This window comes from Pseudomonas sp. GV105 (genome assembly GCF_003058185.1).
GTDB classification, from domain to species: domain Bacteria; phylum Pseudomonadota; class Gammaproteobacteria; order Pseudomonadales; family Pseudomonadaceae; genus Aquipseudomonas; species Aquipseudomonas veronii.
In genome coordinates, this window is record NZ_QBUF01000003.1 from 36,643 (window position 1) to 62,132 (window position 25,490).

Sequence of the window (25,490 nt, forward strand, 5' to 3'; positions counted from 1 at the left end):
CTGACATTGCGATGTGGCCTTGGCAATTCGTCAGTTGAGGGAGCTGAGCGTATTGCCAGTGGGCAAAGCCATGGCCCCACACACATTTTTAACCGTGCCCGCTTGAAGGCATCGCCGTAATGTCCGCCCCCTGCTAGATTGAGCGTTCTCCACTGTCAGGGAAGCACCATGGGACACTCACTGAAAATCTTGGGTCGCGCTTCATCCATCAACGTGCGCAAAGTGCTCTGGACCTGCCAGGAACTGGGCATCGACTATGTGCGCGAAGACTGGGGCATCGGCTTCAAGCCGACCCAATCCGCCGAATTCCTTGCCCTGAACCCCAACGCCCAAGTGCCGGTGCTGATCGACGACCACGGTGTGCTGTGGGAGTCCAACACCATCTGTCGCTACCTGGTGAACCTCTACCAACGCCACGACCTGCTGCCTCTCGAGCCCGCCCCCCGCGCCCGGGTCGAGCAGTGGATGGACTGGCAAGCCACCGAACTCAACCCGTCCTGGGGTTATGCCTTCCAGGCCCTGGTGCGCAACAGCCCCGACCATCAGGACCCGCAGCGCATCAAGGCGGGCGTGCAAGCCTGGCACGACAAGATGGGCCTGCTGGAACAACAATTGGCAAAGACCGGTGCCTACGTGGTCGGCGACGAATTCACCCTGGCTGACATCCTCATCGGCCTCTCGGTTCACCGCTGGCAGATGACGCCGATGGAGCGCCCGTCCTACCCGGCAGTTGCCGCGTATTACCAGCGCCTTGGCCAGCATGCCGGCTTTAAGACCTTCGCCCTCGACGGCCATGACTAAGCCCAAGGACAACAACGTAAAAGAACTCAACGTACTGCGCCGCACCGGGGCCTGCGACAGCAAAACGCTCGCTTCGTACCACCCATCGGATACTGCGGCCTACCTGTCAACATTGACAGTAGACGCTACCCGTTACCGACGTTTGACTGACAGCGAAGTGATTGGGCGCTCCCAATTCCTATAACCTCTCGGAGGCATCCGCTCATGGATAACGATCGGTCACGGGCCCTGAAATCGCAGCCTGCAGATGGCTTGGTAACAGCGAACATCAACGATCCCATTGGAAACTTCACATCCGAAGACATCCAATTTCACGAGTTTCCTGAAGCTAATTTTATAGACGCCAAGAGCAATCAAGGCCAGCGGCTGATGAGCTTTCAATTGGCTAAAGATATCCAGCCTGGCTCATATGATGTTGCCCAAGAAAAAGGCAAGGTTCAGGTCTATTACTACCATGCGCTTGGACCGAACCCATGGACTTACCAGCCCAGCAGCGGGAAATTCCACCTCACGAAGATCGATCTGGAACTTCGGCACCTCACTGCGACATTCTCTTTCACCTCTCATAAGGTGCCCAAGGGCGAAGAACCACTGAAGGTCACCCAGGGTGAGTTGAATCTTACAGGCGCTTAACCCCATCATCGACTGAGCCCTTGTGCGATTAATCAGCGAATGTCCAGGGGTGCCATATGCCACCAGGCGTTGGAAAACATCGCCCATTGACGGCAACGCTTGGCCGTCGACGGGACAATGTTTGCCGCGATGACCGCGCCAGCGCCCATAAAACCTTGGGATTAGCACCCGGCACGCTATTTGCTCCAGCTGACGCATCGAACATTTGCATAGGTGACCGATCATGCTGATTAACAACAACACTCAAGCCTTGTCGACCGTCGAAAAGCTCAAGCGCCCCGACATGGACCCCGCCAACGCTGCCGCCAGCACGCTGTACAGCGGTGCCCTGCAAACGGCGCAGCAAAGTGTGAGCGTACCCGCCGCGCAGACCCAACTGGACAAGGCCGCCGACCGCATCGACGAAGCCTTCGCCAAGACCCGCGTGCAGTTGCAGGCCTCAACGGCCGCCACCCCGGCGGCCACGGATGTGCCCGCAGCCGGTTCTACCACAAGTGCCGCGCGCGCAGACTTCACCGATTACATGAGTAAAACCCCGGCCGAACGCATTCGCGAACAGTTGCTCAAGGAGCAGGGGTTGACCGAGGCGGAGGTGCAGACAATGCCGCAGGAAAAACAGGATGCAATCGCCAAGCAAGTGGCTGATCGTCTGAAGCAACAGCAAGAGCAGCAGGTAGCCGTGAAGACGGCAGAGCCACAAGCGCAATCGGTGAAAGAGACCTTGGCCGCGATCTAAGCGACCCGGCCAATGGGGCCATTCGGTCGCGCAGTAACGCCGTGTGCCAGGACGTTGATTTCCCGGCACTGGGTGCCATCACGCTAGTTGGGCATCGACAGCTCAGAGCAGGTGTGTCCTGCTCTGTGCGGTAAGGCGGGAACATCTTGCAGATCGTAGGCTTCTACACGTTCAACTCAGTGACCGAACAGCCCTGTCTCGGATTTCTTGGCTTTCTTGTCAGCGCGTTTTTCATCGGCGGTCTTTGCCGGTTTCTTCTTCGCGGCTTTCTTTGAATCCATACCTTTGGCCATGATGCATGCTCCACTTACAGGGGATGTAACAATGGGTATACCACCTATTGCCGCACATTAGGCGCTTATAATCCCCGGCCCTGGATAACGCCTGCCTGAACACCATGCCCGAATTGCACATCGAACCGCTGGCAGAGCCCCTGTGGCCGCTGCTGAACAAGTTTTATCGTCACCACGATTCGCCGATGAAGGCACTCAAGGGCGGACGTCTGTGGGTGGCGCGGGACCGCGAGATCGTCGCCGGCTTATGCCTGACGCCGGTGGTGGGCGGGCAATGGCTGACCGGGGTGTTTGTCGACCCGGCCTATCGCGGTCAGGGGCTGGCGGCGCGCTTGATTCGTCAAGCGGTGGCCGATGGGGAGGGTACGGTCTGGCTGATGTGTCATCCGGACCTGGAAGGCTGGTATCAACGCATGGGTTTCACCCAGGATACCGTGCTGCCGCAGTCCCTCAGCGAACGGTTGGTGCGCTACAAGCGCAACAAGCCGATGATCGCGATGGGCATGGAACGCGCCTTGTAACCTCCCGTGGGAGCTGAGGTTGGCGTTGCGTTGTGTCAGGAGGCTACTCGTCGGCCGTCGGGTCCATGTCGGGGAACATCACCTCGATGAACCCGAACTTGCTGAAATCGCTAATCCGCGACGGGTACAAGCGGCCGATCAGGTGATCGCACTCGTGCTGCACCACCCGCGCATGGAAGCCATCGGCAATGCGGATGATCGGTTCGCCCTTGGGGTCGAAACCTTCGTAGCGGATCTGCTGGTAACGGTCCACCGCGCCGCGCAGGCCGGGTACGGACAGGCAGCCTTCGAAGCCCTCTTCCATGATCGGACTGAGCGGCGTGATCAGTGGGTTGATCAAAATCGTCTGCGGTACGGCCGGCGCCTCCGGGTAGCGTTCGCTGCTCTCGAAACCAAAGATCACCAATTGCAGGTCAACACCGATCTGCGGCGCGGCCAGGCCGACACCGCCGACGTGCTCCATGGTCTGGAACATGTCATCGATCAGTTGCCACAGTTCGGGGCTGTCGAACATTTCCGGCGGGACCGGCGGAGCGATACGCAGCAGGCGCTCATCGCCCATTTTCAGGATTTCACGGATCATCAATCAGACTTCATCGGGAGTGGGCTTGGAATGGTCTCGGCCAAGACCGGAGACGTGCTTTTTTTCACCGGCATGGGTGTTTTCATCGAATGTCTTTTCTCCCGGGTCCTTGCCTTCGGCCGACATGTGCTCGATCACGGCATTCATCTCCGCCCCCAGCAACAACACGGCGGCGGAAATATAGAAGTACAGGAGCAGAACAATGATCGCGCCGATGCTGCCATACATGGCGTTGTAGTCGGCGAAGGTTTTGACGTAGTAGCCAAAGCCCAGGGACGCGACGATCCACACCACCACCGCCAGCACCGAGCCTGGGGTGATGAAGCGGAATTTCTGCTGCACGTCAGGCATCACGTAATACATGAGGGCCACGGCGAACATCAGCAGGATCACAATCAGCGGCCAGCGCAAGATGGTCCACAGCGTGACCACGAATTCCTGCATGCCGATCTGCCCTGCCAGCCATTCCATGACCTGCGGGCCGAGCACCATCAGCGCGGCGGCGGCGAGCAACATGCCAGCGATGCCGACGGTGTAGAAAACCGACAGCGGGAAACGCTTCCAGATCGGCCGGCCTTCGATCACGTCGTAGGCGGCGTTCATCGCGCTCATCATCAGGCGCACGCCGGCCGACGCGGTCCACAGGGCAATCACGATACCCACCGAAAGCAGGCCGCCCTTGGACTGCTGCAACTGGTCGATCACCGGGTTGACCTGCTCGAGGGCCTGGGGCGGCAACACCAGTTCCGACTGCAGGCGCAGCCAGGTGAAGAAGTCCGGCAAATGCAGGAAACCGATCAATGCAATGAGAAACAGCAGGAACGGAAACAACGAGAACAGCATCTGGTAGGCCAGTGCCGAGGCGTAGGTGGACATCTCGTCGTTGACGAATTCCTTGACCGTGCGTACCAGCACTTGGTGCAGCTTGAGACCATCGAGTACCGGGAAAATCATAGCGTCTCCTTTCGCCGCAAAAAGTCAGGTTCGTGGGCGACTCAGGGGCCGTTTTCTACATCAAGGTAGCCTATTTGGCGACATTGAAACAATTTCGAAAGATTAACCGCTTCAGGTGACACAAAAACGGCCATCCGTGGATGGCCGTCGGGCTGGGTGAATCCAACCGGCGAATCAGGGTCACTTGATCGCTTTCTTCACCGCATCCTTGATATCACCCACGGCTTTCTGCACTTCGCCTTTCTTTTCCTGGACCACCCCTTCAGCGCGCAGCTTGTCGTTGCCGGTCACTTTGCCGACACCTTGCTTGATGTTGCCGACTGCTTCGTTGGCGACGCCTTTTACCTTATCCGATGTGCTGCTCATGGTATTTCTCCTGGAACAATCGAGGGGTTTTGGTCATTACCTAGAGATTGACCCAAGGCTGTTCGGCAGAGTTTCAATTATTTTTACGCGGGCATTTCATCGCCGGCAGCAGGTTTGGCTTTATGTTTTGCGGCCAACCCACGAGAATGCCCGGCACATTCAGGCTACAACGCTGAATAACAGATCCCGTAGGAAGGTTATGAAACTCAATAAAGCACAGGCCATCGCCCGCAGAAACCAGGAACTGGGCGGTGCCGTACTCGGCGTCAACAACTGCCACTTCACCGACCTGGACCGCAAACGCAACATCTGGTGGTTCGACCTGCCGGTGGCGCGGATCGCGGTGGGCCAGTACGAGTGGATTCACTTGTTGCTGCACAACGCCGAGACTGACCAGTTGCTGCACCTGAAGGTGCCGACGGTGTTCCTGCGTGAAAAGCTCGAAGGCTTGGTGGTGCGCAATGCGGGCAAGCGCAAGCCAGAGATTACCCTGGAGCTGAGCGCGGACAAGGACTCGTTCCTCAAGGATGTACGCCCAGCCGGTGCTGGCGTCAGCTTCGCGCCATTCACCCTGTAGGAACGCCGTCAGAATGTGCGAGGGGGCTTGCTCCCGATAGCGGTGGTTCAGTCACTCGATGCAGTGGCTGACACTCTGCCATCGGGAGCAAGCCCCCTCTCACATTTGGGCCTGGTTTACTTTTTCAGGCCCAGTTTCTTCAGTTCTTCATCACGCAATTCGCGACGCAGGATCTTGCCCACGTTGGTGGTCGGCAAGGCATCGCGGAATTCCACGGCCTTGGGCACCTTGTAGCCGGTGACGTTGGCACGCATATGCTCCATCACCTGGTCCTTGGTCAGGGTGGCGCCCGGCTTGACCACGATGAAGATCTTGATGTGTTCCCCGGACTTCTCGTCCGGCACACCAATGGCCGCGCACTGCAGCACGCCCGGCAGGGTCGCCAGCACGTCTTCGAGTTCGTTGGGGTAGACGTTGAAACCGGAGACCAGAATCATGTCTTTTTTACGGTCGACAATCCGCATGTAGCCGTCCGGCTGGATGATCGCGATGTCACCGGTCTTCAACCAACCTTCGCTGTCGAGGATCTCGGCGGTGGCGTCTTCGCGCTGCCAGTAGCCCTTCATGACTTGCGGGCCTTTGACGCACAACTCGCCGACCTCGCCCAGGCCCAGCTCGACGCCGTCATCGGTGATGACTTTGCACAAGGTCGACGGCACCGGAATGCCGATGGTGCCGATCTGGATCTTCTGGATCGGGTTGACCGTCGCCACGGGGCTGGTCTCGGTCATGCCGTAGCCTTCGCAGATGTCGCAGCCGGTCACGGCCTTCCAGCGCTCAGCTGCGGCCAGTTGCAGGGCCATGCCGCCGGACAGGGTGACTTTCAGCGCAGAGAAGTCCAGCTTGCGGAAGCCTTCGTTGTTGCACAGCGCCACGAACAGCGTGTTCAGGCCGACAAAGCCGCTGAACTTCCACTTCGACAGCTCCTTGACCATCGCCGGCAGGTCGCGCGGGTTGCTGATCAGGATGTTGTGGTTGCCGATCAACATCATCGCCATGCAATGAAAGGTGAACGCATAAATGTGGTACAGCGGCAGCGGAGTAATCAGGATCTCGCAGCCTTCATTGAGGTTGGAGCCCATCAGCGCCTTGCACTGCAGCATGTTCGCCACCAGGTTGCGGTGGGTCAGCATCGCGCCCTTGGCCACGCCGGTGGTGCCGCCGGTGTATTGCAGCACCGCCACGTCGCCGCTGGCCGGGCTGACATCATTGACCGGTTGGCCGTGCCCCTTGGCCAGCACGTCGTTGAACTTGATCGCCTTGGGCAAGTGATAGGCCGGGACCATTTTCTTCACGTACTTGATGACGCTGTTGATCAGCAGGCGCTTGAGCGGCGGCAGCAGGTCGGCGACTTCGGTGACGATCACATGTTTGACGGCAGTCTTGGGCACGACTTTTTCAGCCAGGTGCGCCATGTTGGCCAGACAGACCAGGGCCTTGGCCCCGGAGTCGTTGAATTGGTGTTCCATTTCCCGCGCGGTGTACAGCGGGTTGGTGTTGACCACGATCAGGCCGGCACGGATGGCACCGAACACGGCGACCGGGTATTGCAGGACGTTGGGCAGTTGCACGGCGATTCGATCGCCAGGCTTCAAATCGGTATGCTGTTGCAGGTACGCGGCGAAAGCGCCGGACAATTCGTACAACTCACCATAGGTGATTGTCTTGCCCAGGTTGCTGAAAGCCGGTTTGTTGGCGAAGCGCTGGCAGGACTGTTTCAGTACCGCCTGAATATTTGGATACTCGTCTGGATTGATGTCTGCAGCAATCCCGGCGGGGTACTTATCCTTCCAAAAGTCTACGTTCATGGAAGCCCACTCCTCAGCGACGCGAATTCATCATCGCATTTGATGCGATTATTATTGGTGTATGTTTTTTAGGTGAGTCTGGCGCGTTTAAGCAGGCCGAGAGGTCACAAAGCGCGCCGAGAGTAGCAGCTTTGCCAAGGGCCGACTAGAGCCAAAAGAGGGCCCTACAGTCATAAACATGACTCATGAATAACTAATAGTCATTTTTAGAGCAAAAATTCTATACGCTTGAAAATGGCTCTAGAACAGGGCTTAACGGGATAAACACAGACAAATGTGGGAGGGGGCTTGCCCCCGATAGCAGTGGATCAGCCAACACATCTGGTGACTGATTCACTGCCATCGGGGCAAGCCCCCTCCCCCATTGTCGACTGCATTTCACATCAGGCGATGTCGCGCAACTCACGCCGCAGGATCTTGCCCACCGGCGTCATCGGCAACGACTCACGCAACACGATGTGCTTGGGCACCTTGTACCCCGTGAAGTTGGTCTTGCAGTAGTTCTTCAACTCCTCAAGGCTCACGCCTTCGGCACGCGCCACCACAAACAGCTTCACCGCCTCCCCCGTGCGCTCGTCCGGTACGCCGATCACCGCGCAGTTGGCCACCGCCGGGTGAGCCATCACTACGTCTTCGATCTCGTTGGGGTAAACGTTGAAACCCGAGACGATGATCAAATCCTTCTTGCGATCCACGATGCGTACAAATCCATCTTCGTCGATCACGGCAATATCGCCGGTCTTGAGCCACCCCTCGGCGTCCAGCGCCTCGGCGGTGGCGGCCGGCTGCTGCCAGTAGCCCTTCATCACCTGCGGGCCCTTGATGCACAGCTCGCCGCGTTCGCCCAGGGGCTGCTCGGCGCCTTCATCATCGATCACCTTCATCGCCGTCCCCGGCACCGGGATGCCTACGGTACCCAGGCGTGACTGATTGCCATACGGGTTGGTGCTGGCCACCGGCGACGTTTCCGTCAGGCCATACCCTTCGCCGATCGCACAACCGGTGAGTTGCTCCCAACGTTCGGCGGTGGCCTTGATCAGCGCCGTGCCACCGGAGTTGGTGAGTTTAAGGCTGGAGAAGTCCAGGCTCTTGAAGCCGGGATGGTCCATCAACGCCACAAACAACGTGTTGAGCCCGAGCAAGCCGGTGAAGCGCCAGTTTTTCAGCTCCTTGATAAAGCCCGCGATGTCACGCGGGTTGGTGATCAACACGTTGTGGTTGCCGGAAACCATCATGCACATGCAGTTCGCGGTGAACGCATAGATGTGGTACAGCGGCAGCGGCGCGATCATCACCTCCTGGCCTTCCTTGATCAGCGGGTGGCCATCCTCGCCGGTCTGCGACATGCAGGCGCGCACCTGCTGCATGTTCGCCACCAGGTTGCCATGGGTGAGCATTGCGCCCTTGGCCAGGCCGGTGGTGCCGCCGGTGTATTGCAGCACCGCGACGTCATCGAGGCTCACCGGGTGGCGCGTCACGCCCTGCCCTGCGCCCATGCGCAAGGCGCGCTTGAACGACACCGCGCGCGGCAAGTGATAGGCCGGGACCATTTTCTTCACTTTGTCGACGAGGGTGTTGACCAGCCAGCCCTTGGCCGCTGGCATGAAGTCGCCCATCCTGGCTTCGATCAGGTAGTCGATCTCGGTGTCGGTGCAGACGTCCTGCACCCGCGAACCAAACAGGTTGAGGTAGATCAGGCCGCGCACGCCGGCGTCCTTGAACTGATGACGCATCTCGCGCGGGGTGTACAGCGGGTTGGTGTTGACCACGATCAGCCCGGCGCGCAGCGCACCGAACACCGCCACCGGGTAATGCAGCACGTTGGGCATCTGCACCGCGATGCGATCGCCCGGCTTGAGGTCGGTGTGCTGCTGCAGGTAGCCGGCGAACGCCGCACTCTGGCGCTCAAGCTCGGCGTAGGTCAGGGTGACGCCCATGTTGCTGAACGCCGGGCGGTCGGCAAAGGCCTTGCAGGAACGCTCGAAGACTTCAATCACCGACTTGTAGGCGGTCAGATCGATCTCGTTGGGAACGCCCGCCGCGCGTTTGTCATTCCAGAAATCAGGTTGCATTATTCTTGTCCTCTTACCTGAATGTGCCTGGCCGCTTTTCTGCTGCTATAAAAAGCGGAGCTTCGGGGACGTTAGCAGCTATGGCCAAACAGGCAAATACGGGCAATAGCGTCATTGATAGCGTGAATCTTCCTACAAGGGTCTGTACTGATCAGCCGCTTGGCCGAGGATGGGCTATACACTGCAATGACCCCGAGCAAAGGAAGCGCCATGAACCACACCACCTTCTGGCTGACCGCGAATGACCACAGCCGCCTGTACGTCAATCAATGGCTGCCGGACACGCCGCCGAAGGCGTTGATCATGGTGTCCCACGGCATGGCCGAGCATGGCGGTCGCTATGCGCGCCTGGCCCAAGCGTTATGTGGGGCGGGCTACGGGGTGGTTGCCCTGGACCAGCGCGGCCACGGTCGCACCGCCGACGAGGGCACCCTGGGCCTGTTCGCCGAGCGGGACGGCTGGAACAAGGTGGTGGGCGACCTGGCCAGCCTCAACCAGCACATCGGCCAGCAGTTGCCGGGAGTGCCGATCATTTTGCTGGGCCACAGCATGGGCAGCTATATCGCCCAGGCTTACCTGCTGCACCACAGCGCCAGCCTGCATGGGGCGATTCTCAGCGGTTCGAATTTCCAGCCGGTGGCGCTGTACCGCGCCGCGCGGCTGATCGCCCGTGCCGAACGCCTGCGCCAGGGCTTGCGCGGCCGCAGTGCGCTGATCGAGTTCCTGTCGTTCGGCTCGTTCAACAAAGCGTTCAAGCCCAACCGCACGGCTTTCGACTGGCTCAGCCGTGACCCGGACGAAGTCGACCGCTACCGCCACGACCCGCTTTGCGGGTTCCGCTGCACCAACCAACTGTGGATCGACCTGCTGGGCGGCTTGCAGCAAATCAGCAAAGCGTCCAATCTCGCGCAGATCGATCCGGGCTTGCCGATCCTGGTGATCGGCGGCGAATGTGATCCGGTGAGTGAAGGCAAGCGTCTGAAAAGACTGGCCCATGCCCTGCGTGAAGCCGGCTGCCAGAACCTGCAACTGAATATCTACCCGCAGGCGCGTCACGAACTGTTCAACGAAACCAACCGCGACGAAGTCACCGCGGATGTGCTGACGTGGCTCGACCAGGCCCTGACCTCGCGCAGGCCGACTCGCTGCGAATAATTTTTCGTTTAAAATCAGCCAATTAAATTATCGATTAGCCACAGGATGCACCTTTAGATGACCCAGGTAACCAACACCCCATACGAAGCCCTCGAAGTCGGCCAGACCGCCAGCTACAGCAAGACCGTCGAAGAGCGTGACATCCAACTGTTCGCCGCGATGTCCGGCGACCACAACCCGGTACACCTGGATGCGGAATTTGCCAAGGCGACCATGTTCAAGGAGCGAATCGCCCACGGCATGTTCAGCGGCGCCCTGATCAGCGCGGCAGTTGCCTGTGAGCTGCCTGGGCCGGGCACGATCTATATCGGCCAACAGATGAGCTTCCAGAAACCGGTGAAAATCGGCGATACCCTGACCGTGCGTCTGGAAATCCTCGAAAAGCTGCCGAAGTTCCGCGTGCGTATCGCCACCCGCGTATTCAACCAGCGCGATGAGCTGGTGGTGGATGGCGAAGCGGAAATCCTCGCGCCACGCAAGCAACAGGTCGTGACATTGACCGAACTGCCAGCCATCACCATCGGCTGATCAGTCCCCATAAAAAATCCCCGCATCGGCGGGGATTTTTTATTCAGCGACGGCTCACGACTGAGCGCGAGCCTGGTTACGCAAGGCTTTCACCTGATCGTGGTTGCGTTGTACGCCGTGGTACTGGCGCTCAACCAAGTCACGAATGCCCACCAGGTTGTGCTGGGTGATCTTCTCGATCGCTGCTTTGTAAGCCTTGAGGGCGTGGTCTTCACCGCGCTCGGCTTCGTTCAACACAGCCTCTTCGTCTTTGCCGGTGACCATCGACTTCACATCGACCCAGCCACGGTGCAGGGCGCCGGCCACGCTGCCGGACTGTTCCGGGTCGCCACCCAGGGCACGCACAGCGGTTTTCAGCTCGGCGGCGGCAGTGGCGCAGTCTGCGGAGCGCTTGGCAAACAGCGCTTTGAGTTCGGGATGCTTGATGTCGTCAGCGCACTCTTTGAAACCTTTTTGACCGTCGATGCTGGTTTCGATCAGGTCGTTCAATACGGAGATGGACTCTTTATTGATATCAGTCATTTTTCAATTCCTTATGTGGGTTGAGAAAGGTTGCATTAATGATTGCAGCGCCCGTGCCAGGTTTTAAAAAACAACTTTTTCTTTAGATTTCAATAAGTTAAAAATAATTGAACGATCTGTACATGCGTTATTTGCATGATCTGTCATTTGGCCTTCATGCAGAATGCCTGTATTTTCCAAGACCTCGATGCAAACGCCTGAGCCGTCATGAACCCCGAAAAACTCGAACTGCTGATCACCCGCGAAATGCCCTTCGGCAAGTACAAGGGACGGATCATCGCCGACCTGCCCGGCCCCTACCTGAACTGGTTCGCCCGCGAAGGTTTCCCCCACGGCGAGCTGGGCGGGTTGCTGGCCTTGATGCAGGAAATCGACCACAACGGCCTGTCCGAACTGCTGGAGCCACTGCGCGCCAAACACGGCAAACCCGCGCCTCGTCACTAGGAACCCGCACCATGCCATGCAATGCAGCCAACGAAGCGCACTGGCGGGCCATCGCCGACCGCTATGCACTGGAGCCAGGCCCGATCAACCTGGAAAACGGCTACTTCGGGCGCATGAGCCGCGTGGTGCAAGCGCAGTACCTCGAGCACGTCGCGTTTATCAACCGCAGTAACGCGGTGCATGTGCGCCAGCGTTTCGAGCAGGGCGAAAACGTCGAGATCCGCCGCCAACTGGCCGAACTGATCGACGCCGACCCCGAATCGGTCGCCTTCACCCGTAACGCCACCGAAGCCTTGCAGTCGCTGATCCGCAACTACAACCGCTTGCAACCGGGCGACCAAGTGCTGATCAGCGACCTGGAATACGACACGGTCAAGGCCGCCATGCGCTGGTTGGCCGGCTACCGAGGGGTGGAAGTGATCGAAATTTCCCACACCCACCCGTCCAGTTTCGATAGCTTGCTGCAGAGCTATCGCGATGCCTTCGTCCAATACCCTCGCCTGAAACTGATGGCGTTGACCTACGTGACCCACCGCACCGGCCTGGTCATGCCGGTCGAAGCCATTGCCAGAGCGGCTCGCGAACACGCTGTCGACGTGATCCTCGACGGCGCCCACGCCCTTGGCCAGATCGAGTTCAACCTCGCTGAACTGGGTATCGCGTTCGCCGGTTTCAACCTGCACAAATGGATTGGCGCACCGCTGACCCTGGGTTTTCTGTATATAGCCACCGAACGCCTGGCCGACATCGACCCGGACATGGGTGAGTTCCATTACCCCATCACCGACGTGCGCGCCCGCACGCCCTACAGCACGCCGAACTTCCCGGCGCTGATGACCTTGCCGTTGGTGTTCGAAGAACACCGCGCATTGGGGGGCGCCGCGGCCAAAGGCGCACGGATGAATTACCTGCGGGATCTGTGGGTACGCCAGGTGCGGCCATTACCGGGGATTGAAGTGCTGACCTCGGATGACCCGCGACTGTATTGCGGGATCACGGCGTTCAAGTTCATCGGGCGGGATCAGCCGGTGATGGCGGACCGCCTGCTCAGGGACTACAACCTGTTTACCACTACCCGCAGTGGAGCGGCGTTCGGCACCTGTATCCGGGTGACACCGGGGTTGGCGACATCAACCGCAGACATCCATGCACTGATCAACGCCATCACCGCACTCAGCGCGGACTGAAAAATGTGGGAGGGGGCTTGCTCCCTTCCACATTTGAAGATGTGTGGGTCTCAAGGTTTTGCGCAGGCAAAAAAAAAGCGGTCCGCCGACCAAGCGCACCGCAAAAATGCCGTTAAGCACAGCAACAACGATTCGATGAATCAGCTCAGTCCAGCAGCGCCAGTGCCTCGGCGGTGACTTCCTGGATACGCGCCCAGTCGCCGTTCTTGACCCATTCCGGGTCGAGCATCCAGCTACCGCCCACGCACATCACGTTTTTCAACGCCATGTAGCTCTTGATATTGGCCGGGCCGACGCCGCCGGTCGGGCAGAATTTCACTTCGCCAAACGGGCCGCCCAGGGCTTTGATGGCTGCGACGCCGCCGCTGACTTCGGCCGGGAACAGTTTGAAGCGGCGATAACCCAGGCTATAGCCTTCCATGATCCCGGAGGCATTGCTGATGCCCGGCAGCAGGGGGATCGGGCTGTGGACCGAAGCTTCAAGCAGGTCGCGGGTAATGCCGGGGGTGACGATAAATTGCGAGCCGGCAACCTCCGCGGCTTCGAGCATATGCCGATCGAGCACGGTACCGGCGCCGGTACACAACTCCGGGCGTTGCTCGCGCAGGACCTGAATGGCCTTGAGGCCGAACTCGGAACGCAGGGTCACTTCCAATGCGGTCAAACCACCGGCTGCCAGGGCGTCGGCCAGTGGCAGGATGTCTTGTTCACGGGCGATGGTGATCACCGGCAGGATCCGCGCCTTGGCGCAGAGGCTGTCGATCAGGGCAACTTTATCCGCCATGGACACGGTCGATTGAGGGCTTTTCATAGCGGCTGATCCTTGGCTCATGGGCACCAGTAAATCTCTAATGTAGGTTGCAAAAATGCGCGAATCGGCATGGCAGCAACGTCGTTGCTGGCCAGCGCGGCGCTCAACGTGGTCAATTTCGAACTGCCGGAAATCGACAGTACGGTGTAGTTCGCCGTAGCCAGCAGCGCGCGACTCATGGTCAGGCGCTGGCGTGGTACGGTCGGCGCGAGCATCGGCCAGCAACGGCGGGTACCGTCGGCCTGCAGGGCTTCGCTCAGGTTCGGACTGTTGGGGAACAACGACGCGGTGTGGCCGTCGTCGCCCATGCCCAGTACCAGCACATCAATGGCTGGCAGTTCGGCCAGCAGGCGATCGGCCTGCTCGGCGGCATCTTCAAGATTGGCGGCGGCGCTGTACAGGCTGAGGAACTTGGCCTTGGCTGCCGGGCCTTGCAACAGGTACTTCTTCAACAGGCCGGCATTGCTGTCGACGTGCTCCACCGGCACCCAGCGCTCATCGGCCAGGCTGACGGTGACCTTGGACCAGTCCAGACCCTGCTTGGCCAGGTTCTGGAAAAACGCCACGGGGCTACGGCCGCCGGACACCACCAGGGTCGCTTCGCCACGGGCACTGATGGCCGCGCGCAGTTGTTCGGCCACGTCGTTGGCCAGGCCATCGGCCAGCAACGCCGGCGAACGGTACTCATGGGCAGTGACGCCCTGAGGCAGTTTCAATTCAGATATCGCCATACCACGACCTCCCATCCCGCGTGATCAGTGCAATCGAGCTCATCGGCCCCCAGGAACCCGCCGCATACGGCTTGGGCGCATCACCGGATTTTTTCCACCCGGCGATCAACTGGTCACACCACTTCCACGCGGCTTCGATTTCATCTTTGCGAACAAACAGATTCTGATTGCCGCGCATTACTTCCAGCAACAACCGCTCGTAGGCATCGGGAATCCGCGCGCTGCGATAGGTGTCGGAAAAATTCAGTTGCAGCGGACCGCTGCGCAGTTGCATGCCTTTGTCCAGGCCCTGCTCCTTGGTCATCACGCGCAAGGAAATACCTTCGTCCGGTTGCAGGCGGATGATCAGTTTGTTGCTGATCTGCAAGCGCTGCTCGGGGGCGAAGATGTAGTGGGACGGTTCCTTGAAGTGGATGACGATCTGCGACAGCTTTTGCGGCATGCGCTTGCCGGTGCGCAGGTAGAACGGCACCCCGGCCCAGCGCCAGTTGCGGATATCGGCGCGCAGGGCGACGAAGGTTTCGGTATCGCTCTGGGTGTTGGAATTCTCTTCTTCCAGGTAACCCGGCACCGGCTTGCCGGCGCTGTAGCCGGCGATGTACTGGCCGCGTACCACCTGGGTGGTCAGGCCGTCCGGGCTGATCGGCGCCAGGGCCTTGAGCACCTTGACCTTCTCGTCACGGATGCTGTCGGCGGACAGGTCGGCCGGCGGGTCCATGGCAATCAGGCACAGCAGCTGCAGCAGGTGATTCTGGATCATGTCCCGCAGCTGCCCGGCCTTGTCGAAGTAACCCCAGCGGCCTTCGATGCCGACCTGCTCGGCCACGGTGATTTCCACGTGGGAAATGTAGTTCTGGTTCCACTGGGTCTCGAACAGGCTGTTGGCGAAACGCAGGGCGATCAGGTTCTGAACGGTTTCTTTGCCCAGATAATGGTCGATGCGGTACGTGCGGTTTTCCGGGAAAAACTGTGCGACAGCGTCGTTGACCTTGCGCGAAGATTCCAGGTCCGAGCCGATGGGTTTTTCCAGCACCACGCGGGTATTGTCCGCCAGGCCGACCTTGGACAGGTTTTCGCAGATCGCCCCGTACACCGCCGCAGGCGTGGCGAAGTAGGCGATCAGGCGCTGCCCGGTGCCGGCTTTTTCAGCCAGGACCACGTAGTCGTCGGCGTTCATGAAATCGACGTGAACATACGTCAGGCGCGCCAGGAAACGCTGGGCGATGGCTTCGTCCAGTTCCTTGCCGACGTATTTGCGCAGTTCTGTTTCAATATGCGCCAGGTGCTGTTGCTCGGAACCGGCTTCGCGGGCCAGGGCCAGGATGCGCGTGTCGTCGTGCAAGAGCCCGGCACCATCGAGTTGATAGAGGGCAGGAAATAACTTGCGCAGCGCCAGATCACCCAACGCGCCAAACAGGGCAAAGGTGCAGGGTTCTACCGTTATCGAAGGCATGATGTTTGTTCTTTTATCAAGTTAAGCTACAAATACCTTTTTTCAAGGCATCACTCAAGGAAAAATGTAGTAATAACCACAACATTTTCCCGAAATACGCATTCCGAGTGGTGGTGTTCAGCTACCCTAAGTAGGATAGGCCACCGCAAAGGGCCACTCGTCGATTGGTGACCACCCTTTATTTGCATCGTCGCCCCAAGGAAACACTGTATGGACCGCGTGCGAAATCTTCTGGAACAGATCCGGAACCGCCTCGAAGAATTGAACAAGGCCGAGAAAAAAGTCGCCGAGGTCATCCTGCTCAACCCACAGCAGGCGACCCGCTTCTCGATCGCAGCCCTCGCCCAAGCCGCCTCGGTCAGTGAACCGACGGTCAACCGTTTCTGCCGTTCGTTCGGCGTCAGCGGTTACCCTGAACTCAAATTGCAACTGGCGCAAAGCCTGGCCAGCGGCGCGGCGTATGTCAGCCGTGCGGTGGAGGCCGATGATGACCCCGAGGCCTACACCCAAAAGATCTTCGGCAGCGCCATTGCCTCTCTGGACAGCGCCTGCCAGGCCCTCGACCCGAACCTGATCAGCAAGGCCGTGGACCTGTTGATCCAGGCGCGCCAGATCCACTTCTTCGGCCTCGGCGCGTCGGCCCCGGTGGCCATGGATGCGTTGCACAAGTTTTTCCGCTTCAACCTGTCGGTGACCGCCCATGCCGACGTGCTGATGCAGCGCATGATTGCTTCGGTGGCGCACACCGGCGAGCTGTTCGTGATCATCTCCTACACCGGGCGTACCCGCGAGCTGGTGGAAGTGGCGCGGATTGCCCGGGAAAACGGCGCATCGGTGCTGGGTGTGACCGCCGAGAACTCGCCGCTGGCCAAGGTCAGCACCGTGAGCCTGAACATTCCGCTGCCGGAAGACACCGACATCTATATGCCGATGACCTCGCGGATCATCCAACTGACGGTGCTGGATGTACTGGCTACCGGCATGACCTTGCGCCGTGGCGTGGACTTCCAGCCGCACCTGCGCAAGATCAAAGAGAGCTTGAATGACAGCCGGTATCCGGTTGGCGATGAGTTCAACTGAGGCAGACAACGCCTCCAGCAATCCCGACCTCTTCGCGAGCCAGCCCGCTCCCACATTTTGACGAGTCCTACTTTGGAATACGCTTCAAATGTGGGAACGGGCTGGCTCGCGAAGACGGTATCAGCAACAGCGTTAAACCCCAGCCCTGGCCTGCAAACTCAGATGCGCCCGCTCCCCCGGCGCCAGGCTGGCCCCGGCCATCGCCGACTCGACGCATACAAACCCCGACGCCTCGTTGAAGCTCACCCCCAGCAACGGCCGGCTGCCTGGGTGCCACACCACGGTGTCGGCGCTGTCGCCGGTGTCGATGCACAATTCGCGCTGCCAGGCGTGGTCCTTGAGGTGTAGCTCGCCCTCATGCTGGAACACGCGCTGACACCCGCCTTCCACGCGCAACTCGCCTTCCTGCTGGCAAGCCTGGCGATTGAGCTGGTCATAACCTAGCGCCCCGTCGAGCCCAGACAGCGCTATCTCACCGACATTGCCAATCCGCCAGTAAGCGTGCAACGCATGGCTCAGTTGGCACGGCAGCTCATCCTGATGCTCGGTACACAAGCGCAACTCCAGGGTTTCGCCCAGGTGCGCGTGCAAGTCCACCTGCCAGTCGCACAACTGCAACTGCCAGTGCAGGCGCACGCCGTCGTCGTCGGTGTTGCTGTCGAGCAGTTTCCAATCGATCAGCCGCGCCCAGCCATGGGACGGCCACGCATTTTCGCTGGGATGCCGGCCATACCACGGCCAGCACACCGGCACGCCGCCGCGAATGGCACCGACTTGTGGCCACTTGGCTGCGCACCACAACCAGGGTTTCTGCCCACGGGGCTGAAAATGCAGCAATTGCGCGCCCTGGCGGCTGAATACCGCCTGGCACAACGGATGGTCGATCACCAACACATCGCGCGTCTGGAAGCGCTCCCAGGCGAACACCGGACGCTCGCGCAGGGATTTGAAAAAGCGTTGCAGCGGATGCTCATGCATGTGCCACGGTCCTGAATATCTTCACAGTGCAATCCAAAAAAAAGCGGATAGCCATGGCTACCCGCAAATGCGCACAGAGAGAAGGAGCTTATCGCAACAGCGTTAGAACACCGACTGAATTTTCAGACCGGCCACCAGCGCGTTGTCGACTTTATCCACGCCGCCCGGGTGGACGACGTATTGCAGGTTGGGACGCACGGTCAGCCAGTTGGTGACGTGGAAACCGTAGTTGATTTCGTAGTTGTACTCGGTGCTGCGCAGCGGCGCGTACAGTGGGTTGTCGTAGTCGCTCACGCCATTGGCGACGTTGAGCAGTTCGGCGTTTTTCTTCACGTCGTCGTTAACGTGCAGACGAGCAGCGCCAATCCCCACGTCGTCTTTTGGACGCGCGTCGAAAGGCCCTTTGTACACCAACATGATCGACTGGTAGTTATCGACGGTGTTGGTGTCCTTGTCGTGGAACGTGGCGTTGGCCGCGATGTTCAGACCACGGGACGCGTCGCCGTTATGGGTAGTGAGTTGCTGTTGCGCAACGAACCAATAGCCTTTTTTGCTGCTGTGGGTACGGTAGGCCGCGCCGGTGGTGGCAGCATCGTTGCCGTTGACGTCTTCACGGACGTCGCTGGCATCGGCGGCGCTCTTGTAGTAACCCACACGGTATTCGCCCGGCAGGTTATTGACCTTCGGCGACCAGACCAATTCCACCGGGATCACGGTGCCCTTGGTGCCACTGCCGCTGAGTTTGAAGCCGTTGCCGTGCTCCAACTGCGACGGGTTCTGGTTGTACGCACCGATCTGCGCATACAGCTCAGGCGTGATGTGGTACTTCACGCGGATCGCGGCCTGGGCGACCGGCCAGTTGTACCAGGTGCTGACGTAGTTACCGACCTGAGAGCCGCAGAACGACAGGTTCTGGAAGTCGCACGGGAAGGTGTTGAAGTCTTCGCCTTCACCGAAGTAACCGAGCTTCACGTCCAGCTTGTTGTCGAACATCTGGTGCTGAATCCAGAATTGGGTCAGACGCACCATGTGGCCACGGCCGTACACTTCTTGAGACGAGCTCAAAGTGCCGGCACGCGGATCACCGATACGGTCGTTGGAGATGTTCTGGCCGTTACGGTTGGTCAGCTGGATCTTGGCCTGGGTGTTATCCCAGCCCCACAACTTTTGCAGATCCAGTGCCACGCCCAGACCGAACTGGTCAGCGTAACGCGCCGTTTTGTCGTTGTTGTAGCCACCGCTCAGGTTGCCACCGACTTCGCCGACGTAGTCAGCCTTGATATCGATACCTTGCTCGATCAGCTTGGTCCGCTCGCCGCCCCAATCGCCGGTCATCCATTTGGAATCGGCACTGAACGCGTCGTCCGCCATCGCATTGGCGGACAGGACCAGGGCTGCCACTGCTGACAATTGGCAGATCAGCCGGGTGTTGTTGTGTTGCTTTTTCATCCCTACATCCTCGTCTTTATTGTTATTAAACTGTTTTTATCTAACGCGGGTTACATTTTTTTAATAAAAACAACAACTTACATAATTCAGCGACCCTTGAACTGGGCCACGTTGTCGGCACGATCCTGTGCCGGCAGCGACGCAGCGGTGCCCAGGCGCTCGCCGGTCTTGGCGTCGAACAGCAACACTTTGGCCGGATCGAATTGCAGGGTCAGGGTCTCGCCCACCTGCGGCGCCACATCGGGCGCCAGGCGGCAGCAGACCTTGGTGTCATTGAGTTGCACGAACACCAGGGTGTCCGGGCCGGTCGGCTCGGTGACCTGGACTTCGGCACGAATACTCGACGCACCGTTGCCCTCCCCCGTCGCCAGCACGATTTGCTCCGGGCGCAGGCCGAGGATCACGTCACGGTCTTCCAGGCCGGCGTTGCTCATGCTCAGCGGCAGCTCGCAACGCGCCTGGCCGCTGTCGAGCAGCGCTACCAGGCCGCCGTCCTTGCGCTGCAGGCGCAGGGGAATGAAGTTCATCGGCGGCGAACCGATAAAGCTCGCCACGAACAGGTTGGCCGGATCGTTGTAGATCTCTTTCGGCGTGCCGAACTGCTGGATGATGCCGTCCTTCATCACCGCCACTTTGTCGCCCAGGGTCATCGCTTCGATCTGGTCGTGGGTGACGTAGACGGTGGTGGTTTTCAGACGCTGGTGCATCAGCTTCATTTCGGTACGCATCTCGACGCGCAGCTTGGCGTCGAGGTTGGACAGCGGTTCGTCGAACAGGTAGATCTTCGGCCGACGCGCCAGGGCCCGGCCCATGGCCACGCGCTGTTGCTGGCCGCCGGAGAGTTGGCCCGGCTTGCGGTTGAGCAGGTGTTCGATCTGCAGCAGCTTGGCCACCCGCGCCACTTCGGCGTCGATATCGGCCTGGGGCATCTTGCGAATCTTCAGGCCGAACTCGATGTTTTCACGCACGCTCATGGTCGGGTACAGCGCGTAGGACTGGAACACCATGGCGATGTCGCGATCCTTGGGGCTCATGCCGCTGACGTCCTGGTCGCCGATCATGATCGCGCCGCCGGTGATGGTCTCAAGGCCCGCGATGCAGTTCATCAGCGTGGACTTGCCGCACCCCGACGGGCCGACCAGGATCAGGAACTCGCCTTCCTTGATCGACAGTTCGATGTTCTTCAAGGTGTCGGGCAGGCCGGCGCCATAGGTCTTGTTTACATTGCGAAGTTCAAGCGTAGCCATGATTACCCCTTGACCGCGCCGGCCGTGAGGCCGCGCACGAAATACTTGCCTGCGATCACATAGACCAGCAGGGTCGGCAGCCCGGCGATCATCGCCGCCGCCATATCCACGTTATATTCCTTGGCCCCGGTGCTGGTGTTGACCAGGTTGTTCAGCGCCACCGTGATGGGCTGCGAGTCGCCGCTGGAGAACACCACGCCGAACAGGAAGTCGTTCCAGATCTGAGTGAACTGCCAGATCAGGCAGACCATGATGATCGGGGTCGACATCGGCAGGATGATCAGACGGAAGATGGTGAAGAAACCTGCACCGTCCAGGCGCGCCGCCTTGATCAACGCATCCGGAATGCTTACGTAGTAGTTACGGAAAAACAGCGTAGTGAACGCCAGGCCGTAGACCACATGGATAAACACCAGGCCGGTGGTGGTGCTGGCCAGGCCCATCTTGCCGAGAGTGAACGACGCGGGCAGCAGCACGGTCTGGAACGGCAGGAAGCAGCCGAACAGCAACAGGCCGAAGAACAATTGCGAACCACGGAAGCGCCAGAACGACAGCACATAGCCGTTCAACGCACCGATGGCGGTGGAAATCAGCACAGCCGGCACGGTGATCTTGATCGAGTTCCAGAAGTAGCCATCCACCGTGGCCCAGGCCTTGACCCAGCCGATGCCGGTGACCACGGTCGGCCAGCTCAACAGGTTGCCGGTGCTGATGTCTTCCGGGGTCTTGAAGCTGGTGAGCAACATCACCACCAGCGGCACCAGGTACAGCAGCACCGCTAAGATCAGCACCGCGTAGATCGCGATGCGGCTCAGGCTGATGGCAGGTTTTGCGGCAAGACTAGTCATTACGCTTGGTCCTCAGCTCGGAGTACAGGTACGGCACGATGATCGCGAGGATCGCACCGAGCATCAGGATTGCACTGGCCGAACCCATGCCCATCTGGCCGCGACTGAAGGTGAACGAGTACATGAACATCGCCGGCAGGTCGGACGAGTAGCCCGGTCCGCCTGCGGTCATCGCCGCCACCAGGTCGAAACTCTTGATCGCGATGTGCGCCAGGATCATCACCGCACTGAAGAACACCGGACGCAGGCTCGGCAGCACCACGCTCCAGTAGATGCGCGGCAGGCTTGCGCCGTCGATCTGCGCGGCACGGATGATCGATTGATCGACGCCACGCAGGCCGGCCAGGAACATCGCCATGATGAAACCGGAGGCTTGCCACACGGCAGCGATCACCAGGCAGTAGACCACGCGGTCCGGGTCGATCAGCCAGTCGAGACGGAAGCCTTCCCAGCCCCAGTCCCGCAGAAGTTTGTCCAGGCCCATGCCCGGGTTGAGCAGCCATTTCCAGGCCGTACCGGTGACGATCATCGAGAGCGCCATCGGGTACAGGTAAATGGTGCGGATAAAGCCTTCACGACGGATTTTCTGGTCGAGGAAAATCGCCAGCGTCACGCCGATCACCAGGGTGATACCGATGAACATCCCGCCGAACAGCGCCAGGTTCTTGCTCGCGACCCACCAGCGATCGTTGTCGAACAACCGCTCGTACTGCGCAAGGCCCGCCCATTTGTAGCTCGGCAGGAACGTCGACGTGGTGAACGACAGCACAAACGTCCACAGGATGTAACCGTAGAAGCCCACCAACACGATGAACATGCTTGGCGCCAGCACCAGTTTGGGTAGCCAGCGCTGCAGGGCATCGAACGGCGAGGCTTTGCTGAACACAGCAACAGAACTCATGGGAAAATCCAATACAGAGGAAAAGGACTACAGGAACGTACCGGATGGGGGCCAGGGCTCCCCCATCCGGTCAACCGTTACTTGGCCGACTTGATCGCAGCGCCGAGTTTCTTGGCGGTGTCGGCCGGATCGGCTTTCGGGTCGTTGATGTAGTTGGTCACGACGTCAAAGAACGCACCTTGCACGGCCAGCGTGGTGGCCATGTTGTGCGCCATGCTTGGCTGCAGGCCGCCGCTCTTGGCGTCAGCCAGGAAGTCTTTGGCTGCGGTCTGGGCGCAGGAGTCGAAACCGTAGGATTCCATTTTGTTCAGCATGTCGTTGCGCACAGGGATCGAACCCTTGTTGATGCTGAACACTTTCTGGAAGTTTTCACCCAGCACGACTCTGGCGATGTCCTGCTGACCGGCTGCAGTGCCTTTGTCTTTCTGCTTGAACACCGCCAGGGAGTCGATGTTGTAGGTAAAGGCTTTGTCGGTGCCCGGGAAGGCTACGCACTCGTAGTCTTTGCCGGCGACTTTCTTCGCGGCGGTCCACTCGGACTTGGCCCAGTCACCCATGATCTGCATGCCGGCCTTGCCGTTGATGACTTTGCCGGCTTCGAGGTTCCAGTCCTGGCCTTTGCCGTCGACGTCCATGTAGGTCGCGACTTTCTTCAGCTCGGTCAGCGCCTTGACCATTTGCGGGCCAGTCAGCGCGCCGTTGTCCAGGTCAACCAGGGCTTTCTTGTAGCCATCGGCGCCCATCACCGACAGAACGACCGCTTCGAACACGGTGCTGTCCTGCCAAGGCTGGCCACCATGGGCGAGCGCGATGAAGCCAGCGGCCTTGAGCTTGTCGCCGGCGGCGTAGAATTCTTCGAGGGTGGTCGGGTTCTTGGTGATACCGGCTTTCTTGAAGACTTCCGGGTTGATCCACAGCCAGTTCACGCGGTGGATATTCACCGGAACGGCAACGTAGTCACCGTCGTACTTCACGGTGTCGGAGACTTTCTTGTCGAGCAGGGAGTCCCATTTTTCTTCTTTGGCCACGTCTTTGAGGACGTCGGTGTCGAGCAGACCGGTGGATGCCCATTCCTGGATGTCCGGGCCTTTGATCTGGGCTACGCCGGGTGGGTTGCCGGCGACCGCGCGGCTTTTCAGCACGGTCATGGCCGTGGCGCCACCGCCACCTGCGACAGCACCGTCTTTCCAGGTGAAGCCGTCTTTTTCAACTTGGGCCTTCAGGACATCTACTGCCGCTTTTTCACCGCCCGAGGTCCACCAATGCACAACTTCAACCGTCCCTTTCGAGTCGGCGGCAAATGCACTGAGGGGAAACAACGAGGCAATGGAAATAGCGACGGCGAGGCGATTAATCGCGTTCATCTGAGTACCTTTTCTTGTTGTTATGCATGCAAGTCTGGAGCTTGCGCTGCACGGAGTTTAAACAGGGAATTTTTAAGCGCAGGTAACAAAGGGATGCACAAATGTCACCACTTGGTGACATAGCACCCGGAACCCAACGCACTGGCCATGCTCGGCGCCAACGGCAGCGCCGGCAGCAGGACCGCTTGCCAGGCATGGTACAGGTCCGGTTTGCCGCCCCAGATCTTGCTGCTGGGCTGGTTGTGCGGGCTGAGTTCGTGGTGCCAGCTGCCGTGGGTACGGTCGATGAAATGGCTGTCGCAAAACTCCCAGAAGCGCCGGTACCAGGTTTCGTAATGCGGCTCGAAGGTGCGTTTGAGCAAGGCCTGCGCGGCGGCGCTGGCTTCGGCGTGGGTCCAGTGCAGGCGTTCGCGCACTACCGGGCGCTGGTTCCAGTCCAGGGTGTAGACGATGCCGGGGGCGCCATCCACGGCCCAGGCGCTGTCGCAGGCGCTGGCGAACAGGCCTTTGGCGTCGGTCACCAGCCAGTCCGGCGTGGCCAGCCCGGCCCGCAGGCGCGCAGCCTCCAGGTGCAATAGCAACCGCGCCCACTCGAAGCCGTGGCCGGGGGTCACGCCATAGGGGCGGAAGCCGTCGGCGGGGTTGTCTTCGTTGTAACCGCGCAAGGGTGTCCACTGGGCGTCGAAGTGCTCGATCACCATGAACTGGTTGCCGGCGGCGTGGGTGTGGATCACGCGCTCGACGATGCGCAGCGCGCGGTCCAGCCAGCGTGTGTCGGCGGTGACGTCGGCCAGGGCGAGGAACGCTTCCGTCGCGTGCATGTTGCTGTTGGCGCCGCGATAGGCCTCGACGCCGCTCCAGTCCTGGGCAAAGGATTCGAGCATGACGCCCTCCTCCTCGCTCCAGAAAAACTGCTCGATGATCTGGATCGCGTCGTTCAACAGGGCTTGTGCGCCGGGTGCGCCCGCGACCACCGCAGAACTGGCGGCCAAGGCGACAAAGGCGTGCAGGTAGGCAGCTTTGGTGCGGTTGCCATCCACCGCACGGGGCGTGGCGAACCAGCCACCGTGCGCGTTATCGCGCAGCGCGCCGCTGAGGGCGGCCACCCCATGTTCGACCAGCCCGGCATAACCGGGCAACCCCATCGCGTGAGCCATGGCGAAGCTATGGGTCATGCGCGCGGTGTTCATGGTCTCGGCAACGGCATCGGCCGGCAACTGGCCTTTATCGTCCAGGTTGCCGAACCCGTCGGGCAGGCGCGAAGCCTTGGCGAATGACAGCAGGCGCAGGCCTTCGCTGGCGAGCCAGGCGTGGTGGGCAGGTGCGTTCAGCCAACTGCTGGCAGGCAGTGGTTGGGTGGTCATGGGGAGCCCTTATTATTGTTTGTGGGATGACCGGAGTCTAAACAAGGGCGAGGTGAGCACATGTAACGAAGGACCAGGGAAATG

26 protein-coding genes are annotated in these 25,490 nt (G+C 59.9%); 10 read left to right on the top strand and 16 right to left on the bottom strand.

Features of this window, described 5'->3' with window-relative positions; all coding sequences use genetic code 11:
- The first annotated feature begins 168 nt into the window (after positions 1 to 168).
- From C8K66_RS06365 to C8K66_RS06380, 4 genes are all read left to right on the top strand, one after another.
- The gene (locus tag C8K66_RS06365) at positions 169 to 801 is read left to right on the top strand and encodes a glutathione S-transferase family protein (RefSeq protein WP_108524466.1); all 633 of its coding nucleotides are present in this window, start codon (positions 169 to 171) and stop codon (positions 799 to 801) included.
- A gap of 204 nt (positions 802 to 1,005) precedes the next feature.
- Entirely contained in the window at positions 1,006 to 1,434 is a 429-nt protein-coding gene (locus C8K66_RS06370; RefSeq protein ID WP_108524467.1) for a hypothetical protein, read from the top strand.
- A gap of 223 nt (positions 1,435 to 1,657) precedes the next feature.
- On the top strand, positions 1,658 to 2,170 hold the full coding sequence (locus C8K66_RS06375) for a hypothetical protein (RefSeq protein ID WP_108524468.1): 513 nt from the start codon (positions 1,658 to 1,660) through the stop codon (positions 2,168 to 2,170).
- A 397-nt stretch (positions 2,171 to 2,567) separates the two neighbouring features.
- Complete coding sequence (locus C8K66_RS06380; RefSeq protein ID WP_046382292.1) at positions 2,568 to 2,984, top strand: GNAT family N-acetyltransferase; 417 nt, start codon at positions 2,568 to 2,570, stop codon at positions 2,982 to 2,984.
- A 43-nt stretch (positions 2,985 to 3,027) separates the two neighbouring features.
- On the opposite strand, the gene def is transcribed toward C8K66_RS06380, so the two are convergent.
- The 3 genes from def to C8K66_RS06395 all read right to left on the bottom strand — a co-directional run bounded on the left by def (position 3,028) and on the right by C8K66_RS06395 (position 4,887).
- Positions 3,028 to 3,567 (bottom strand): peptide deformylase, encoded by a 540-nt coding sequence (gene def, locus C8K66_RS06385; protein WP_108524469.1) that lies wholly within the window; start codon positions 3,565 to 3,567, stop codon positions 3,028 to 3,030.
- Between the two features lie 3 nt (positions 3,568 to 3,570).
- Entirely contained in the window at positions 3,571 to 4,521 is a 951-nt protein-coding gene (locus tag C8K66_RS06390; protein WP_046382291.1) for a YihY/virulence factor BrkB family protein, read from the bottom strand.
- A gap of 180 nt (positions 4,522 to 4,701) precedes the next feature.
- On the bottom strand, positions 4,702 to 4,887 hold the full coding sequence (locus C8K66_RS06395) for a CsbD family protein (protein WP_046382290.1): 186 nt from the start codon (positions 4,885 to 4,887) through the stop codon (positions 4,702 to 4,704).
- Between the two features lie 199 nt (positions 4,888 to 5,086).
- Between C8K66_RS06395 and C8K66_RS06400 the strand changes: the two genes are divergently transcribed.
- A complete protein-coding gene (locus tag C8K66_RS06400) occupies positions 5,087 to 5,464 on the top strand; it encodes a hypothetical protein (RefSeq protein WP_017847198.1) in 378 nt (125 codons plus the stop codon).
- Between the two features lie 116 nt (positions 5,465 to 5,580).
- On the opposite strand, the gene fadD1 is transcribed toward C8K66_RS06400, so the two are convergent.
- Both fadD1 and fadD2 read right to left on the bottom strand, forming a co-directional pair.
- A complete protein-coding gene (gene fadD1, locus C8K66_RS06405; RefSeq protein ID WP_057004507.1) occupies positions 5,581 to 7,272 on the bottom strand; it encodes a long-chain-fatty-acid--CoA ligase FadD1 in 1,692 nt (563 codons plus the stop codon).
- A 383-nt stretch (positions 7,273 to 7,655) separates the two neighbouring features.
- Positions 7,656 to 9,344, bottom strand: a complete 1,689-nt coding sequence (fadD2, locus tag C8K66_RS06410; protein ID WP_108524470.1) for a long-chain-fatty-acid--CoA ligase FadD2 — start codon at positions 9,342 to 9,344, stop codon at positions 7,656 to 7,658.
- 210 nt (positions 9,345 to 9,554) lie between these two features.
- Between fadD2 and C8K66_RS06415 the strand changes: the two genes are divergently transcribed.
- Both C8K66_RS06415 and C8K66_RS06420 read left to right on the top strand, forming a co-directional pair.
- Positions 9,555 to 10,499, top strand: coding sequence for an alpha/beta hydrolase (locus C8K66_RS06415; RefSeq protein ID WP_046382289.1), 945 nt, complete (start codon positions 9,555 to 9,557; stop codon positions 10,497 to 10,499).
- A 57-nt stretch (positions 10,500 to 10,556) separates the two neighbouring features.
- Positions 10,557 to 11,027, top strand: coding sequence for a MaoC family dehydratase (locus C8K66_RS06420; protein ID WP_017847194.1), 471 nt, complete (start codon positions 10,557 to 10,559; stop codon positions 11,025 to 11,027).
- A gap of 54 nt (positions 11,028 to 11,081) precedes the next feature.
- On the opposite strand, the gene C8K66_RS06425 is transcribed toward C8K66_RS06420, so the two are convergent.
- The gene (locus C8K66_RS06425) at positions 11,082 to 11,549 is read right to left on the bottom strand and encodes a PA2169 family four-helix-bundle protein (protein WP_017847193.1); all 468 of its coding nucleotides are present in this window, start codon (positions 11,547 to 11,549) and stop codon (positions 11,082 to 11,084) included.
- Positions 11,550 to 11,756: 207 nt separating this feature from the next.
- On the opposite strand from C8K66_RS06425, the gene C8K66_RS06430 reads away from it, so the two are divergent.
- Positions 11,757 to 11,993 (top strand): DUF3820 family protein, encoded by a 237-nt coding sequence (locus C8K66_RS06430; protein WP_003213031.1) that lies wholly within the window; start codon positions 11,757 to 11,759, stop codon positions 11,991 to 11,993.
- An 11-nt stretch (positions 11,994 to 12,004) separates the two neighbouring features.
- A complete protein-coding gene (locus C8K66_RS06435) occupies positions 12,005 to 13,180 on the top strand; it encodes an aminotransferase class V-fold PLP-dependent enzyme (protein ID WP_108524471.1) in 1,176 nt (391 codons plus the stop codon).
- Positions 13,181 to 13,325: 145 nt separating this feature from the next.
- On the opposite strand, the gene C8K66_RS06440 is transcribed toward C8K66_RS06435, so the two are convergent.
- Genes C8K66_RS06440 through zwf form a run of 3 tightly spaced genes read right to left on the bottom strand, consistent with a single transcriptional unit; the run spans position 13,326 to position 16,175 of the window.
- Entirely contained in the window at positions 13,326 to 13,991 is a 666-nt protein-coding gene (locus C8K66_RS06440) for a bifunctional 4-hydroxy-2-oxoglutarate aldolase/2-dehydro-3-deoxy-phosphogluconate aldolase (RefSeq protein WP_017847191.1), read from the bottom strand.
- Between the two features lie 17 nt (positions 13,992 to 14,008).
- Entirely contained in the window at positions 14,009 to 14,722 is a 714-nt protein-coding gene (gene pgl, locus C8K66_RS06445) for a 6-phosphogluconolactonase (protein ID WP_046382287.1), read from the bottom strand.
- Positions 14,709 to 16,175: a glucose-6-phosphate dehydrogenase gene (gene zwf, locus C8K66_RS06450; protein WP_017847189.1), complete on the bottom strand. Its 1,467-nt coding sequence runs from the start codon at positions 16,173 to 16,175 to the stop codon at positions 14,709 to 14,711. Before zwf ends, pgl begins: the two co-directional genes overlap by 14 nt.
- Before the next feature lie 219 nt (positions 16,176 to 16,394).
- Between zwf and C8K66_RS06455 the strand changes: the two genes are divergently transcribed.
- A complete protein-coding gene (locus tag C8K66_RS06455) occupies positions 16,395 to 17,255 on the top strand; it encodes a MurR/RpiR family transcriptional regulator (protein ID WP_169850571.1) in 861 nt (286 codons plus the stop codon).
- Positions 17,256 to 17,387: 132 nt separating this feature from the next.
- Here the strand turns inward: C8K66_RS06455 and C8K66_RS06460 are convergent, their stop codons facing one another.
- The 7 genes from C8K66_RS06460 to C8K66_RS06490 all read right to left on the bottom strand — a co-directional run bounded on the left by C8K66_RS06460 (position 17,388) and on the right by C8K66_RS06490 (position 25,406).
- Positions 17,388 to 18,233 (bottom strand): D-hexose-6-phosphate mutarotase, encoded by an 846-nt coding sequence (locus C8K66_RS06460; protein WP_057004511.1) that lies wholly within the window; start codon positions 18,231 to 18,233, stop codon positions 17,388 to 17,390.
- Between the two features lie 102 nt (positions 18,234 to 18,335).
- Positions 18,336 to 19,682: a carbohydrate porin gene (locus C8K66_RS06465; RefSeq protein WP_017847186.1), complete on the bottom strand. Its 1,347-nt coding sequence runs from the start codon at positions 19,680 to 19,682 to the stop codon at positions 18,336 to 18,338.
- Between the two features lie 86 nt (positions 19,683 to 19,768).
- Positions 19,769 to 20,929: an ABC transporter ATP-binding protein gene (locus tag C8K66_RS06470; RefSeq protein ID WP_046382286.1), complete on the bottom strand. Its 1,161-nt coding sequence runs from the start codon at positions 20,927 to 20,929 to the stop codon at positions 19,769 to 19,771.
- A 2-nt stretch (positions 20,930 to 20,931) separates the two neighbouring features.
- Complete coding sequence (locus C8K66_RS06475) at positions 20,932 to 21,777, bottom strand: carbohydrate ABC transporter permease (RefSeq protein ID WP_046382285.1); 846 nt, start codon at positions 21,775 to 21,777, stop codon at positions 20,932 to 20,934.
- A complete protein-coding gene (locus C8K66_RS06480) occupies positions 21,770 to 22,678 on the bottom strand; it encodes a carbohydrate ABC transporter permease (protein ID WP_003175732.1) in 909 nt (302 codons plus the stop codon). Before C8K66_RS06480 ends, C8K66_RS06475 begins: the two co-directional genes overlap by 8 nt.
- 77 nt (positions 22,679 to 22,755) lie before the next feature.
- The gene (locus C8K66_RS06485) at positions 22,756 to 24,042 is read right to left on the bottom strand and encodes an ABC transporter substrate-binding protein (protein WP_017847182.1); all 1,287 of its coding nucleotides are present in this window, start codon (positions 24,040 to 24,042) and stop codon (positions 22,756 to 22,758) included.
- A 104-nt stretch (positions 24,043 to 24,146) separates the two neighbouring features.
- Entirely contained in the window at positions 24,147 to 25,406 is a 1,260-nt protein-coding gene (locus C8K66_RS06490; RefSeq protein WP_108524472.1) for an AGE family epimerase/isomerase, read from the bottom strand.
- Between the last annotated feature and the right edge of the window lie 84 nt (positions 25,407 to 25,490).